This window comes from Devosia sp. FKR38 (assembly GCF_005222805.1).
In the GTDB taxonomy this organism is placed as follows: domain Bacteria; phylum Pseudomonadota; class Alphaproteobacteria; order Rhizobiales; family Devosiaceae; genus Devosia.
Genome location: NZ_STGC01000005.1, coordinates 2,728,837 through 2,742,126, shown reverse-complemented (window position 1 = coordinate 2,742,126; position 13,290 = coordinate 2,728,837). Strand labels below are relative to the sequence as shown.

The 13,290-nt window shown below is 64.3% G+C and carries 13 protein-coding genes and 1 tRNA gene; 8 read left to right on the top strand and 6 right to left on the bottom strand.

Features of this window, described 5'->3' with window-relative positions; genetic code table 11:
* Positions 1-143 precede the first annotated feature (143 nt).
* Positions 144-665, top strand: a complete 522-nt coding sequence (locus E8M79_RS18265; protein WP_137153261.1) for a hypothetical protein — start codon at positions 144-146, stop codon at positions 663-665.
* Between the two features lie 6 nt (positions 666-671).
* Here E8M79_RS18265 and E8M79_RS18260 read toward each other — a convergent pair whose 3' ends face one another.
* Entirely contained in the window at positions 672-1,472 is an 801-nt protein-coding gene (locus E8M79_RS18260) for an alpha/beta hydrolase (protein ID WP_137153260.1), read from the bottom strand.
* Positions 1,473-1,615: 143 nt separating this feature from the next.
* On the opposite strand from E8M79_RS18260, the gene E8M79_RS18255 reads away from it, so the two are divergent.
* The 4 genes from E8M79_RS18255 to E8M79_RS18240 all read left to right on the top strand — a co-directional run bounded on the left by E8M79_RS18255 (position 1,616) and on the right by E8M79_RS18240 (position 7,030).
* Positions 1,616-3,796: a mechanosensitive ion channel domain-containing protein gene (locus E8M79_RS18255; RefSeq protein ID WP_137153259.1), complete on the top strand. Its 2,181-nt coding sequence runs from the start codon at positions 1,616-1,618 to the stop codon at positions 3,794-3,796.
* 179 nt (positions 3,797-3,975) lie between these two features.
* Entirely contained in the window at positions 3,976-5,193 is a 1,218-nt protein-coding gene (locus tag E8M79_RS18250) for a lytic murein transglycosylase (protein ID WP_137153258.1), read from the top strand.
* A gap of 175 nt (positions 5,194-5,368) precedes the next feature.
* Positions 5,369-6,379, top strand: coding sequence for an alpha/beta hydrolase (locus E8M79_RS18245; protein WP_248305034.1), 1,011 nt, complete (start codon positions 5,369-5,371; stop codon positions 6,377-6,379).
* A gap of 33 nt (positions 6,380-6,412) precedes the next feature.
* Positions 6,413-7,030, top strand: a complete 618-nt coding sequence (locus E8M79_RS18240; RefSeq protein ID WP_137153257.1) for a nucleotidyltransferase family protein — start codon at positions 6,413-6,415, stop codon at positions 7,028-7,030.
* A gap of 58 nt (positions 7,031-7,088) precedes the next feature.
* Here the strand turns inward: E8M79_RS18240 and bfr are convergent, their stop codons facing one another.
* From bfr to E8M79_RS18225, 3 genes are all read right to left on the bottom strand, one after another.
* A complete protein-coding gene (gene bfr, locus E8M79_RS18235; protein WP_137153256.1) occupies positions 7,089-7,574 on the bottom strand; it encodes a bacterioferritin in 486 nt (161 codons plus the stop codon).
* A complete protein-coding gene (locus E8M79_RS18230) occupies positions 7,540-7,851 on the bottom strand; it encodes a (2Fe-2S)-binding protein (protein ID WP_137153255.1) in 312 nt (103 codons plus the stop codon). Before E8M79_RS18230 ends, bfr begins: the two co-directional genes overlap by 35 nt.
* 106 nt (positions 7,852-7,957) lie before the next feature.
* Complete coding sequence (locus tag E8M79_RS18225) at positions 7,958-9,298, bottom strand: bifunctional diguanylate cyclase/phosphodiesterase (protein ID WP_171015927.1); 1,341 nt, start codon at positions 9,296-9,298, stop codon at positions 7,958-7,960.
* Positions 9,299-9,450: 152 nt separating this feature from the next.
* Between E8M79_RS18225 and E8M79_RS18220 the strand changes: the two genes are divergently transcribed.
* Positions 9,451-10,314, top strand: coding sequence for an alpha/beta hydrolase (locus E8M79_RS18220; protein ID WP_137153253.1), 864 nt, complete (start codon positions 9,451-9,453; stop codon positions 10,312-10,314).
* On the opposite strand, the gene E8M79_RS18215 is transcribed toward E8M79_RS18220, so the two are convergent.
* On the bottom strand, positions 10,229-10,972 hold the full coding sequence (locus tag E8M79_RS18215) for a DUF599 domain-containing protein (protein ID WP_248305033.1): 744 nt from the start codon (positions 10,970-10,972) through the stop codon (positions 10,229-10,231). The two genes, E8M79_RS18220 and E8M79_RS18215, sit on opposite strands and share 86 nt — an antisense overlap.
* A 70-nt stretch (positions 10,973-11,042) precedes the next feature.
* Complete coding sequence (locus tag E8M79_RS18210) at positions 11,043-12,080, bottom strand: aldo/keto reductase (protein ID WP_137153252.1); 1,038 nt, start codon at positions 12,078-12,080, stop codon at positions 11,043-11,045.
* A gap of 213 nt (positions 12,081-12,293) precedes the next feature.
* Between E8M79_RS18210 and E8M79_RS18205 the strand changes: the two genes are divergently transcribed.
* Together E8M79_RS18205 and E8M79_RS18200 are read left to right on the top strand one after the other, a co-directional pair.
* Positions 12,294-12,370 (top strand) — tRNA-Met (locus tag E8M79_RS18205).
* A gap of 245 nt (positions 12,371-12,615) precedes the next feature.
* Positions 12,616-13,287: a GntR family transcriptional regulator gene (locus E8M79_RS18200; protein WP_137153251.1), complete on the top strand. Its 672-nt coding sequence runs from the start codon at positions 12,616-12,618 to the stop codon at positions 13,285-13,287.
* Positions 13,288-13,290: the final 3 nt, after the last annotated feature.

The following is a 13,290-nucleotide window of genomic DNA, read 5'->3' as shown; positions in this document are numbered from 1 at the left end:
GTCTCAAGGCTTGGGAGAGTAGGTCACTGCAAGGTCTGCCAAAAACATATGGTCTCAAAACGATCTCGAAACTCAAACCCCCGGTGCCAAGGCACCGGGGGTTTTGCGTTTCTAAAGGCACAAACTCAAAGGCAAATACGGGGATGAGCCAAGACGATCTCCAGGCTGACTGCAGCCGCTGCGTGGGATTGTGCTGCGTGGCGCTGTCGTTTGACCGGTCCGACCGCTTCGGCCATGACAAGATCGCCGGCGAGCCCTGCTATCATTTGCGGAGCGACTTCGGCTGCAAGATCCACGCGCGGCGCGAAGAGCTGGGCTATGAGGGCTGCATTGCCTTTGATTGTCTGGGGGCCGGCCAGCGGGCGACGGCGCTGTTCGCCGAGCGCGACTGGCGCGGCGACCGGAGCGTGGCGCTGCAGCTCTATGCGCGGTTCTCGCTGCTGACCAAGCTGCAGGAGATGCGCCAGGCGCTGCTCACCGCCGCTGATCTTGGCCTGCCGGCGGAACTCGAGGCGGAGCGCGTGGCTCTGCTGGCGCGCATCGTCGACATCGCTGATGGGGACGCCGCGGCGGGAACGGAAGCCGAAATCGGGGCGCGGGCCGATACTGCGCTGACGCAGTCGAAAGCCTTCCTGCGCCGGTTGGCCGATGTGGTCAGCCTCTGAGGGGCGTCAGGATCGTGCGGACTGGCGCAGAAAACCCAGTACAGCCACGTTGAACAGCTCGGGGCGCTGCAGCGGGGCAAAATGGGTGACGCCGTCGAGCGTCACGAGCGTTGCGCCCGGAATGCTGGCGGCCAGAAAGGCGGCGTGTTCGGCGCGGATGAACTCATCCCCGGTGCTGTGGGCGACGATGACCGGCACGCGGACAGCGGCCAGATCGGCGGCGCTGTAGTTGGGTTCGCTGCGCTGCATCAGCCCAACAGCGTCCATGAAGGCGTCGAAGGCATCGGGCGTTGCGGAGAGCGCCGCATAGTCGGCCTTGTGGCGCACCAGGCAGTTCTCGATCACCGGCGTCATCACGAAGGGCAGGGCGCCGTCGGGCGTGACATTGCAGGCGAAGAAGAAGACGCTGCGCACGCGGTCGGGCTGTTGCATGGCCAGCTCGAGGGCCGTGCAGGCGCCGTCGCTCCAGCCGACCAGGGCGGCGTCGGGCAGGGCCAGATGGTCCATCAGGGCCAGCAGGTCGGTGGCGAGGCGGCTATAGTGATAGGGGTTGTTGTCGCTGGTGCTGCGGCCATGGCCGCGGGTGTCCAGGGCGATGACGCGATAGCCGGCGGCGGCCAGGGCGGGGATCTGGTAGCCCCAATTGCCGGCATTGCCGAGGCCGCCATGCAGCAGGATGACGGCCGGGCCCTCGCCGAGCTGCGCGTACCACAGCTCTGCGCCGTCATGGGTGAGCGTGCCGGTGGTCGCTGCGCCGGGCAGGGCGGGGGCGCCTTCGGCGGCAAAGCGTTGCAATGAAGCGTCCATTGATCCTCCGCAGGACTGTCCCGATCTGGTCCCAATGCTGGTGCAAAGGTTGAACCGTGTGGGCAACACAGCGTATCCACGAGTGTGGATGGGGTGAGCATGTCCATCAAGTGCCAATCCATTACCCCTGACTGGAGTGATCTATGCGCCGTCTTGTTCTGCTGCTGTGCCTGTTGCTGATGGTTCCGGGGGCGGCATGGGCCCAGACGGTGATCACGCCAGCGGCCAGCAGTGCCGAGGCTGCGCCCAGCGCCGATGCCAGCATCGATGAGCTGGTGCGCATCATCGAGAATGACCAGACCCGTGCCGCGCTGATCGAACGGCTCAAGCAGGACGGGGCCGCGGCGGAGACGGCTGCGCCGGCGCCGGTGGAACTGAGCATCGTGCGACAGGTGGCCGAATATACCCGCAGTGCCGCCGAGGGCGTGTCCGCGACGCTGCGCTCGCTGGGCAAGGTGTTCGTCGATCTGCAGGCCGGAATCAGCGGCACGCGCGATGCCGATTTCAGTGCATTCCTGACGGTCGCCAGTGGCGTCTTCATGGTGGCGGTCGGGCTATTCGGCAGTTTCCTGCTGCTGCGCATCCTGGTGCGCTGGCTGCAACGCGGGCTGGCCGAGCGCGCCAAGGCGCGGAACTGGATGATCCGCCTCGGCTCGGCGCTCGGCGCCGCGCTGATCGATCTGGCGGCCATCATCATTGCCTGGGGCATTGGTTATGTGGTGGCGTTGACCCTGGTGGGCGACGCGGTTGGCCAGATGGGCATCAACCAGTCGCTGCTGCTCAATGCGTTCCTTTTGGTCGAGATCACCAAGCTGGTGGTGCGCCTCTTGCTCTCGCCGCGCTTTGGCAGCCTGCGGCCGCTGCCGGTCAGCGATGACAATGCGGCCTATTGGTCGTTCTGGATTGAGCGCATCATTTCGCTGCTCGGCTATAGTTTCCTTTTCGTGGCGCCGCTGCTGGCCGGCACTCTGGCGCCGGGCATTGCCGCAGCAGTGCAGGTGCTGGCCATGGCCACGGCCGTGACCATCGCCATTATCGTGGTGCTGCAGAACCGGGACGATGTGCGCAACTGGCTGCTTGGGCTGGCCGAGCGGCGCAAGCAGGATGGCTATGCCCAGATGCTGGTGCTGCTGGCCCGCCATTGGCACCGCATTGCCATTGTCTATCTGGTGGCGCTGCTGGTGGTGTGGTTCGCCAAGCCCAATACGGCTTTGCCCTTCATGCTGAGCGCGACGGCGCAGTCGCTGGTCGCCATTGTGGTGGGCACGGTGGTGGTGAGCTTCATCGCCCGCTTCGTCAGCACCGGGCTGTTGCTGCCCAGCGATATCAAGGCGCGCCTGCCGCTGCTGGAAAAGCGGCTGCATGCCTTTGTGCCCACGGTGATGCAGGTGGTCCGCTGGCTGGTGATCGCCGGGGTGGTGGTGGCTATTGCCCAGGCCTGGGCGCTGTTTGATTTCGTCGGCTGGATCAGCGCGGACGAGGGGCAAGCCGTGGCCGGCGCCGTGATCTCGGCGGCGCTGATCGTGCTGGTCTGCATGGTGCTCTATGTTGCGGTGTCGTCCTGGATCGAATATCGGCTCAACCCCAATTTCGGCCGGGCGCCGACGGCGCGCGAAAAGACGCTGCTGGGCCTGTTCAAGAACGCCTTCACCATTGCGCTTGTGATCTTCGGCATGATGCTGGCGCTCGCCCAGATCGGGGTCAATATCGCGCCGCTTTTGGCCGGCGCCGGGGTGATTGGCCTGGCCATCGGTTTTGGCGCGCAAAAGCTGGTGCAGGACATCATCACCGGCATTTTCATCCAGTTCGAAAATGTGATGAACGAGGGCGATGTGGTGGCCGTGGGCGACAAATCGGGCGTGGTGGAAAAGCTCACCATCCGCTCGGTGACCATTCGCGACCTCAATGGCACGGTGCATCTGATCCCGTTTTCCTCGGTCGATCAGGTCAGCAATATGGTGCGCGGCTTCTCGTTCCATGTTGCCGAGATCGGGGTGGCCTATGAGAGCGATATCGCCCAGGTCAAGCAGGCGATGCTGGACGCCTTCGACCAGCTGATGGCCAGCGAGCACAAGGACAGTATTCTTGACGAGATGGACATGCAGGGCATCATCGCCTTTGCCGCGTCCTCGGTGACGGTCCGCGCCCGCATCAAGACGCTGCCCGGCAAGCAATGGGCCGTTGGCCGCGCCTATAGCGAGATTTTGAAGACCGTGTTCGCCGAACGCGGCATCGAGATCCCCTATCCGCATGTCACCTATGTGCCGGCCGGCCCGGCGCAACCGGCCGCCACAGGGCCCCTGCCGATTGAAGACAAGCGCTGACAGGGCGCCCCGACGGCGCAGGCAAAGGGCTGGCGGGATTGTGATCGGCGCCAGGCGGTCGGGCGGCCATGCCTTAAGGCGATCTTAATTTGGTGGGTTAAAATGGAGATACGCGTCCGTTGCGGCACAAGGGACGCTTCGATTTCATCGTCCATTTTTCGTCGACCAAGAGGATCGTCATGTTCATCTCCCATGGCAGGGCCGTTCCCATTTTTCGCCGGTTGAGCGCCCTGGCGCTCGCCGCTGCGCTCAGTGTTGGCGCCATTGTTCCCGCCGTTGCCAACAGCGCTGATTTCGTGCGGCGGCTGTGGCCGCTGGCAGAAGCGCGCGGCGTCAGCCGCTCCGCCTTTGAATCGGCCTTTGCCAGCTATAGCTACCAGCCCAAGGTGATGGCGCTGACCGGCAAGCAGCCCGAGTTCAGCCAGACCGTGCAGCAATATATCGACAAGCGCGTCACCGAGGGCCAGGCCCGCAAGGGGCAGGCGATGCGCCAGGAGTGGAAGCAGACCCTGGGCGGCGCGCAGCAGCGCTGGGGCGTGCAGCCCGAGATCGTGCTGGCCATCTGGGGCATGGAGACCAATTACGGGGGCTTCATGGGCGGCGAGAATACCGTGCATGCCCTGGCGACCCTGACCGAAGGCGGCTATCGCGCCAACTATTTCCAGGACGAATTGCTCACGGCGCTGCGCATCATCACCGATGGGCATGTGAGCGCTGATAACATGGTGGGCTCCTGGGCCGGGGCCATGGGGCACACCCAGTTCATGCCAACAAGCTTCATGCGCTATGCCGTCGACTACAATGGCGACGGGCGCAAGGATATCTGGAATTCGGTGCAGGATGCCTTGGGTTCCACGGCCAATTATCTGCACAGCTTCGGCTGGCGGTCGGGCGAGACCTGGGGCTATGAGGTGCGCCTGCCCAATGGTTTTGACTTTGCGCGGGCGCGGCAGCTCGAAAAGGCGCCGCTCAGCCAATGGCAGGCCATGGGCGTACAGCGCGTGTCGGGCAGGGCCTTTCCGCGTGCCAGCGATGTGGGGCGGCTCTATATGCCGGCGGGGGCCAGCGGGCCAACCTTCCTGCTGCTGCCCAATTTCGATGTCATCAAGCGCTACAACAATTCAGACAGCTATGCCCTGGCCGTCGGCCATCTGGCCGATCGCATTATCGGCGGCGGGAACTTCGCAACTGCCTGGCCGGCCGGGGATTTTGCCCTGAACAAGGCCCAGCGCGCCGAACTGCAGACGCTGCTGGCACGGGCCGGCTATGACGTGGGCACACCCGATGGGGTGGTGGGGCCCAAGACGCGGGCGGCGGTGCTGGCCTGGCAGAAGCACATGGGCCTGCCGGCTGACGGATATGTGTCCGGCCGACTGCTGCAGGCGCTGCAGCGCTAGCCGGTTTGTTAGGTTTTCGGTAACCCTTTGGGGGCAGGCTGTGCGGGCTTGAGCAGAGGGCAGGGACAGGGCGGACCATCCGGCCTCCTGCCCTCGCCCAAGGCGGGCCTGCCATAAAATGCCCGGCTTTGGCTGCCAGTTGATCCCCTTGTTTCATTCCTAGATCGTTTCTCAGATGTTCAGCCTGATTGCGCCGCTACGGCGTGCCGCCACCCTTATCGCGCTGCTGCTTGCCCTGGCGCCCCTGCCGGCCATGGCGCTATCGGTGATGGATCCGTTCAATCTGCCAGCCGCCATGGATGGCGGCACCACCAAGGTGGGCGACGGCATTGCCTATGCCGATGGGCCACGGCACAAGCTGGATGTCTATGCGCCTGAACAGCGCGGCGCCTCGGCGCCGGTGGTGTTCTTCATCTATGGTGGCGGCTGGAACCGCGGCGAGCGCAGCGACTATCAGTTCGTCGGCCGGGCCCTGGCCGCGCGCGGCTTTGTGGTTGTTATTGCCGATTATCGCCTGGTGCCCGAGGTGACCTATCCAGGGTTCCTCGAAGACAGCGCCAATGCGCTCAAGTGGGTGCAGGACAATATCGCCAACTACGGCGGCGACCCCAGCCGGCTGTTCCTGGCCGGGCATTCGGCCGGCGCCTACAATGCCACCATGCTGGCGCTCGACCCGTCGTTCCTGCGCGAATATGGGGTGACCATGCCCATATTGGCCGTAGCGGCGCTGTCGGGGCCCTATGATTTCTACCCGTTTGAATATGGCGAGGTGCAGAACGCCTTCGGTTCGGCGTCCAATCCGCAGGGTACGCAGCCGATTAACCTGGTCACCTCGGCGACGCCGCCGATGTATCTGGCCACCGGCACCACTGACCCGATCGTGCGCATGCAGAACACGCAGCGCTTTGCGCAAAAGCTCAAGGACAGCGGCGTCTGGGTTACCACGCGCTATTACGAGGGCTTTGGCCATATGGAGCCGGTCATTTCCATGGGCGCGCTGTGGCGCTGGCGCGCGCCGGTGCTGGACGACATGGTGAGCTTTTTCCAGATGTTCGGCGCCTTCCCGAGCGGGGTGCCTTATGTCGCCGTCGCGCCCGATCCGCCGGAACAGCTGCCCGAGGCCATTGCGCCGATGGACCAGATCGTCCAGCAGCTCAATGCCATGTTCCAGCCGATCGAGAACTGACAAGCTGACATGGAATCGCGCTAGCCTTGCGGCATGGGCGATCATCTCAAATATGCCGGCGCTGATGCCGCAACGCAGCGCCAGGCGCTAGACGCCATCATCCGGTCCGAGCCGGTGTTGATGGCGGTGCTGAGCGGCCTGCAGCGCCTGGCTCTGCCCGACGCGCTGCTGGTTTCGGGCGCCATCTACAATGTGGTGTGGAACCGGCTGACCGGGCGGCCCGCGCTGCGCGGTGTCAACGACATCGATGTGTTCTATTTCGATGCCGGCGATCTGAGCTGGGAAGCCGAAGACCGGGCCATCAAGGCGCTCGATGCCGCCCTGGGGCCCATGCCGCTGCCGGTGCAATTGCGCAATCAGGCGCGGGTGCATTTGTGGTACGAGCAGAAGTTCGGCATTGCGTTCTCGCCGCTCCGCTCATCGGCCGAGATGCTGGAGCGCTTCGCCTCCAAGACCCATGCCGTGGGCGCCCGACTGGACGATGCGCAGCGGCTTGAGCTGGTGGCTCCCTTCGGACTGGACGATCTGTTCGCGTTTCGGGTGACGCCGAACGTGGCAACCGACAACAGGGTCACCCATACCAACAAGGGCGAGCGGATCCGCGCGCTATGGCCCGAAGTGACCGTGGTGCCCTGGCCAGACCTGCCCTAAACAGAAAACCCGCGCAGTTGCGCGGGTCTGTGTCAGAGCCCTGATGGGGCCAGATGTCTTACTCGGCCTGGTCGGCCGAGGCAGCGTTGAGCTGGCCGTATTTTTCGGGCCCGATCTTGTCGAGCAGCTCGAGCTGGGTTTCGAGGAAGTCGATGTGACCTTCCTCATCGGCCAGCAGGGCCTCGAACAGGTTCTTGGAGACATAGTCGCCGAGCTGTTCGCAGAGCTCGCGGCTGGCCTTATAGGCGGCGCGGGCTTCGTATTCGCCGGCCAGATCGGCCTCGAGCACTTCCTTGATGGTCTGGCCGATGCGCAGCGGCGCAACGCGCTGCAGGTTCGGATGGCCTTCAAGGAAGATGATGCGTTCGATCAGCCGGTCGGCGTGATGCATCTCTTCGATGGATTCAGCGCGTTCCTTGGCAGCCAGCTTCTTGTAGCCCCAGTCGTCCAGCAGACGGAAGTGGACCCAGTACTGGTTGACAGCGCCCAATTCGAGAAAGAGAGCGTCGTTAAGCCGCTCGATGACCTGTGCTTCGCCTTTCACGGCGTACTCCACTCTGTTGTTGCTTCAATTTCTCGAGCCCGGCCTGGAAGGTCACGAGCTCGCCAGGCGGAAGCGCCTGACTCGCGTGGTAATTTTCGGTCACCCGGACGATAATGTCCACCACATTTGGCACACAGCCACTGCATTTGGCGCGGCGGTCGAGCTCTTTATAGACCTTGGCCGGCACCACCAGCTGCCAGGGATCGGCCCGGAGCAGGTCCAGGACGATGTCCTCGATCTCCTTGGAGGTGATCATGTTGCACTGGCAAATGAGCATCGGCGGCCGAAAGATCCATTGCGGTTTCGCGGCGCATAAAGCGACTCGATTAGCTGAATGTCAATGTCACATTTGCCGCAGGGTTAGCGCTGCTCGGGCGTAGGCCTCAAGGATGGGCCTCAAGCCAGTCGGCCAGCCGGTCCGCCGGCATGGGGCGCGCCATGAAATAGCCCTGGCCCTCGTGGCAGCCGAGCTCGCGCAGGTGATTGAAGGCGAATTCGCTCTCGATGCCTTCGGCACAGACGCGGAAGTCCAGGCCCTGGGCAATGGCCAGCACCTGGCGCAGCAGGAAGTCGTCGTCCCCGGCCTGTGTCAGTGGCCGGACAAGCGACTGATCGATCTTGAGCACGTCGGCGGGGATATTGGCGAGGTTGGAGAGATTGGAATAGCCCGAGCCGAAGTCATCAATCGCCACATCCACCCCGGCGCTGCGCAGGTGATCGAGCTGGGCGATGGCGAGACCCGCATTGGTCGCCAGCATGCCTTCGGTGAATTCGAGCTCGATATGGTCCGGCGCAAGACCGGCCGCGTCGCAATGACCGAGCAGAACGTCGTGAAAGCCGCGTTCGGACAGATTGGCTGGCGAGGCATTGATGGAGATGCGCAGGGCGTGGCCGGCGTCGCGCAGACTGCGGTTCTGCTGCAGCGCCCGCTGGGTGACCCAATCGGTCAGGGGCGTGATCAGCGCCGTCTGCTCGACCAGCGGCACGAATTCGGCGGGCGAGATGGCGCCCAGGTCCGGATGGGTCCAGCGCAGCAGCGCTTCGGCCGCGTGGCAGGCGCCGGTCTGCAGATTGATGCGCGGCTGGTAGTGCAGGCTCAACTGATCGTCGGCAGCCAAGGCGCGGGGCAGGTCGGCCAGGATGCGGAAGGCGCGCAAATGGGCGGCATCGGTCTTGTGGTCATAGAAGGACACGTGGCGGTTCGTCCGCCGGCTATCCTGGGCTGCGACCAATACGGCGCGCAGCGATTCGGCAGGACCGGTATCGGGATTGAAGGGCACCAGGCCCACGCCCACATCGATACGAATTGGAATGGCATCGATGGTCAGAGCCTGCGCGAATGCATGGGCGATCGCGTCGGCCACTGGCGGAACAACGGCGGTGTCATCCACCGGCAGGGTCACGGCGAAGCTGAGCAGGCTGACATGGAAGATGGTGAGATCGGGATCAACCAGCGTCTCCAGCCTGGCAAGGCCACAGCGCACGAGATCCTCGCAGAAGGCGATGCCCAGGGCGCGCAGCACTTCATTGTAGTGGCGCGCATCGGTCAGGGTAACCAGCATGATCAGTGTCGGCCGGGCCGCCTGGGCGAGCTCGTGAAAATGCTCGATGAACTGTTTGCGATTGGGCAGGCCACTGACATGGTCATAGCGGCCAACCAGATCGCGCAACTTGGGGTCGAGCTGGCGGTTGGTGGCTTGGCGCGGGGCCGGCTTGTGTTGCATCTGTTTGGTCGGAGACCGCCCCATGTCCCTATGGTCAGGTGTCAAATCTGCCGGCTTGGCATTAATTCTCAATGAATTGTGAGCGGTGTTTGTTCGGCTTGAAACCTTCGGCGCGCTGGCGTCGTTGCTGATCGGTTAACTGAGGAGCTTTCATGGCCGTTTCCATTCTGGGCATTATCAACGCCCTGCTGCCCAAGGACGCAGCGTCGCGCCGGATCGCCCATGATGTGCCCTTTGGCCCCAGGGCGCGGCACAAGCTCGATATCTATGCGCCCAAGGCCGGTCGCGATGCGCCCGGTGGGGGCCTGCCCGTGGTGCTGTTCATCTATGGCGGCTCCTGGGCCGAGGGCGATCGGGGTGACTATGGCTTTGCCGGCCGGGCGCTGGCGGCGCAGGGTTTTGTTACCGTGGTGGCCGATTATCGGCTGCTGCCCGAGGTGGAATATCCCGGCTTTGTGGCCGATTGCGCCCTGGCCTTTGCCTGGGTGGTGGACCATATCGCCGAGCACGGCGGCGACCCCGCGCGGATTGGAGTCATGGGCCATTCGGCCGGCGCCTATAATGCCGCCATGCTGGCGCTGGACCCGGCCTATCTCAAGGCCGAACAGCGTCATCACATCCGCTGCGTGGTGGGCCTGTCGGGTCCCTATGATTTCTTTCCGTTTGACGGCGCCATCACCATGCGCACCTTTGGCGCCGTGGCTGACCCCATGCGCACCCAGCCGGTCAATCACGTCACGCCGTCAGCGCCGCCGATGTTCCTGGCCTCGGGCGACAAGGACACGCTGGTCTATCCGCGCAACACGGCGGAGCTGGCGCGGCGGCTGCGGACACTGGGCGTGCCGGTCGAGGAGCGGCATTATGAGCGGCTTGGTCACCCGGGGACCCTTTTGGCGCTGGCCCGACCGCTGCGCGGAACGGCGCCCGTGCTCACAGAGGTGTCGCGCTATCTCCACGCTCAGCTGCAGCCGCAGGCGCTGCGCCAGCCTGTCCCTGCTGCCGCCGAACCGCAATGACGGCCACCGAGGCTGCCGTGCGGTGCGAGGAGGAGAAGAACTCGCGGTGCGCCAGAATCAGCACCGTCAGCACGCAGGCGACAATCGGCAGCCATTCCGAAACGAACCAGGCCACGGCCGCCACAGAGAAATAATAGCTGCGGATGCCGCTGTTGAAATTGCGGGCGCCCAGGGCGTTCATCCGGGTGATGGCGTCGATTTCCTCTTCGGAGGTGCCGTGGGTGTGGTCGATGGCGCCCAGCATGATGCAATAGTGGTTGAACTGGCGCAGCGAGAGCGTGAAGGCGAAAAAGGCCAGCACGAACATGGCCAGCATGACCACCAGATGCAGCTGCACATCGAGCGTGGTGTAGATGCGATCAAGCGACAGCGAATCGAGGGCATCCATCAGCGCCGGCACCTGGCCGAAGACGGTGAATACCGCCAGGATCAGCAGCACCGAGGTGGAGGCCAGAAAGCTCACCGAGCCCATGATATTGCCCGACAGGATCGCGTCGAACGGCGATTCCCGTCGGGCCGCATTGGCCACCCAGCGGCGGCGCTGCATGTTCATGATCACCGACAGCGAGGGGCGCAGTTTTTCCACCTGCGGCACGACCAGATTATAGGCCAGGTAGCAGAGCAGCGGGAAGAAGGTGGAAATCAGCGTCATGGACATGGTCTGCCTCCGGAACAGGCCTCAGCATTGAGTGCGGCGCGCCCGCGGGGCGCGCCGGTGGGTGAGTGGATCAGATGGTGCGCGGGAAACGGCGGTGGATGGCGTCGATCTCGGTCAGCACGTGCGGGCTCAGCACCAGATCGGCCGCCGCAATGGCATTGGCGAGCTGGCTGGTGCTGGTGGCGCCGATAATGGTGGACATGGTGAACGGCCGGGTGAGGGTAAAGGCAATGGCCATCTGCGCCGGGTCCAGCCCATGGCGCCTGGCCAGCTCCAGATAGGCCGCCGTGGCGGCTTCCGAATGCGGATTGTAGCGCCAGAAGGCCTTCTGATAGTCAGCGCGGCTGCCGGCCGGGACCGCGCCGTGCTGGTATTTGCCGGTGAGCAGGCCGCCGGCGAGCGGGGAATAGCCCAGAAGGCCCACCTGTTCGTGGTGGCTGAGCTCGGCCATGTCGAGATCGAACTGGCGGCGCACCAGATTATATTCATTCTGCACCGAGACCAGGCGCGGCAGATTGCGCTCCCCGGCAATGCGCAGCCATTGGGCAATGCCCCAGGTGGTTTCGTTGGAGACCCCGACATGGCCGATTTTGCCGGCCTTGACCAGGCCGTCGAGGCCCTCAAGCATGTCGGCAATATTGTCCAGCACGTCGGCGGTGTCCTGGGTGTGCGGGGCATAGGTCCAGGAGCCCTCGAAATTGTAGCTGCCGCGCGAGGCCCAGTGGATCTGATAGAGATCGATGCGGTCGGTCTTGAGGCGTTGCAGGCTGGCATCGACCGCCTGGCGGATGGTCGCGCCGCTGGCGCGCGAACCGCCGCGCATGAAATCGATGCCGCCGCCCGCGATCTTGGAGGCGAGGATCCACTGGTCGCGCTTGCCGGTTTTTTGGAACCAGCTGCCGATGATCTCCTCGGTGCGGCCCGAGGTCTCGGGGCTGCGCGGCACGGCGTAGATCTCGGCGGTGTCCATGAAATTGAGCCCGGCCTCGAGCGCCATATCGATCTGGGCATGGCCTTCGGCTTCGGTGTTCTGGCTGCCCCAGGTCATGGTGCCCAGGCAAAGTTCGGTGACCCGCAGATCGGTGCGGCCAAGCGGCTTCAGTTTCATGGAGGGAATCTCGACTGCTGGCGAAGGATGGTCGACACTAACCGATGCCGGGCAAAATGGTAGGTTTGGACGGCAGAAATCGCGGTCGTCAAAAAACCGTCACGCATGGGCATTTGGGGGGTTGAGCAATCGGTTCATACCCCCTATATACCCATCACGTCGCGGCACCGGCCGCACAGATGACCGCCAATCTGGCATTGTTATCGACTTTGACGCGGGATGGAGCAGCCCGGTAGCTCGTCAGGCTCATAACCTGAAGGTCGCAGGTTCAAATCCTGCTCCCGCAACCAAAAAAGCCCAGTGAACCCAACCGGTTCGCTGGGCTTTTCCCTTTTGCGGCCTCCGCTGGCGCGCGTTGCGGTGCCGATGCGCAATTTCCCCGTGCGCCGCGCCGGTGATGCGTTGCCTTGCTCCCCTACGCAGCCTATGGCAGGGGCAGAGCGGGTATGCAGGGTGCCGACATGATCGATGATATGGGAATCAGAGGGTGCGGCCGCGCGGCGGTCTGTCCGGGCCTGGCGCAGGAGCGCGGCCGATGAGCGTGCCCAGCGCCGTCGCCGGTCTGCTGCGTCGCCCGGCGCGGCTGGGCGACGAGGTCTATAGCGCCATTTTCGAGCGCATCATGACGCTCGATATTGCGCCGGGCGGGCGCATATCGGTCGATGCCATGGCGCGCGAACTGGGCGTATCGCCCACCCCGGTGCGCGAGGCGCTGGCGCGGCTGGAGGCCGAGGGCCTGGTGCACAAGACCCATCTGGTGGGCTATAGCGCCAGTGCCCAGCTCAGCAGCAAGCAGTTTGCCGATCTCTATCAGCTGCGCCTGCTGCTCGAGCCCTTCGTGGCCCGGCAATGCGCCGCGCTGATGGCTGACGCCATGATTGATGAACTGGCGGGCCTGTGCGAGGACATGCGGAACCTGGCCGCGGCAGAGACCTTGAATGGCTATGCCAATTTCGCCCAGCTCGACATGGTGTTCCACGACCAGCTGGCCGCCGGCGCCGGCAATGAACTGGTGATCGCCGCGCTGGGGCGGCTGCACACCCATGTGCATCTGTTCCGCCTGGTCGCCACGCCCAAAGCGACCAATGCCGCAGTGGACGAGCACCTGGCCATCGTCGCCGCCCTGCGCCAGCGCGACCCCAACGCCGCCGAAGCCGCCATGCGCGACCATGTGGTGCAATCACGGGTGCGGTTCGGGCGGGATTGAGGG

What these genes read in the sequence shown, in the direction of transcription:
- E8M79_RS18265 (WP_137153261.1), top strand. Translation starts at nt 144, where the DNA reads ATGAGCCAAGACGATCTCCAGGCTGACTGCAGCCGCTGCGTGGGATTG.
- E8M79_RS18260 (WP_137153260.1), bottom strand. Translation starts at nt 1,472, where the DNA reads ATGGACGCTTCATTGCAACGCTTTGCCGCCGAAGGCGCCCCCGCCCTG.
- E8M79_RS18255 (WP_137153259.1), top strand. Translation starts at nt 1,616, where the DNA reads ATGCGCCGTCTTGTTCTGCTGCTGTGCCTGTTGCTGATGGTTCCGGGG.
- E8M79_RS18250 (WP_137153258.1), top strand. Translation starts at nt 3,976, where the DNA reads ATGTTCATCTCCCATGGCAGGGCCGTTCCCATTTTTCGCCGGTTGAGC.
- E8M79_RS18245 (WP_248305034.1), top strand. Translation starts at nt 5,369, where the DNA reads ATGTTCAGCCTGATTGCGCCGCTACGGCGTGCCGCCACCCTTATCGCG.
- E8M79_RS18240 (WP_137153257.1), top strand. Translation starts at nt 6,413, where the DNA reads ATGGGCGATCATCTCAAATATGCCGGCGCTGATGCCGCAACGCAGCGC.
- E8M79_RS18230 (WP_137153255.1), bottom strand. Translation starts at nt 7,851, where the DNA reads ATGCTCATTTGCCAGTGCAACATGATCACCTCCAAGGAGATCGAGGAC.
- E8M79_RS18225 (WP_171015927.1), bottom strand. Translation starts at nt 9,298, where the DNA reads ATGCAACACAAGCCGGCCCCGCGCCAAGCCACCAACCGCCAGCTCGAC.
- E8M79_RS18220 (WP_137153253.1), top strand. Translation starts at nt 9,451, where the DNA reads ATGGCCGTTTCCATTCTGGGCATTATCAACGCCCTGCTGCCCAAGGAC.
- E8M79_RS18215 (WP_248305033.1), bottom strand. Translation starts at nt 10,972, where the DNA reads ATGTCCATGACGCTGATTTCCACCTTCTTCCCGCTGCTCTGCTACCTG.
- E8M79_RS18210 (WP_137153252.1), bottom strand. Translation starts at nt 12,080, where the DNA reads ATGAAACTGAAGCCGCTTGGCCGCACCGATCTGCGGGTCACCGAACTT.
- E8M79_RS18200 (WP_137153251.1), top strand. Translation starts at nt 12,616, where the DNA reads ATGAGCGTGCCCAGCGCCGTCGCCGGTCTGCTGCGTCGCCCGGCGCGG.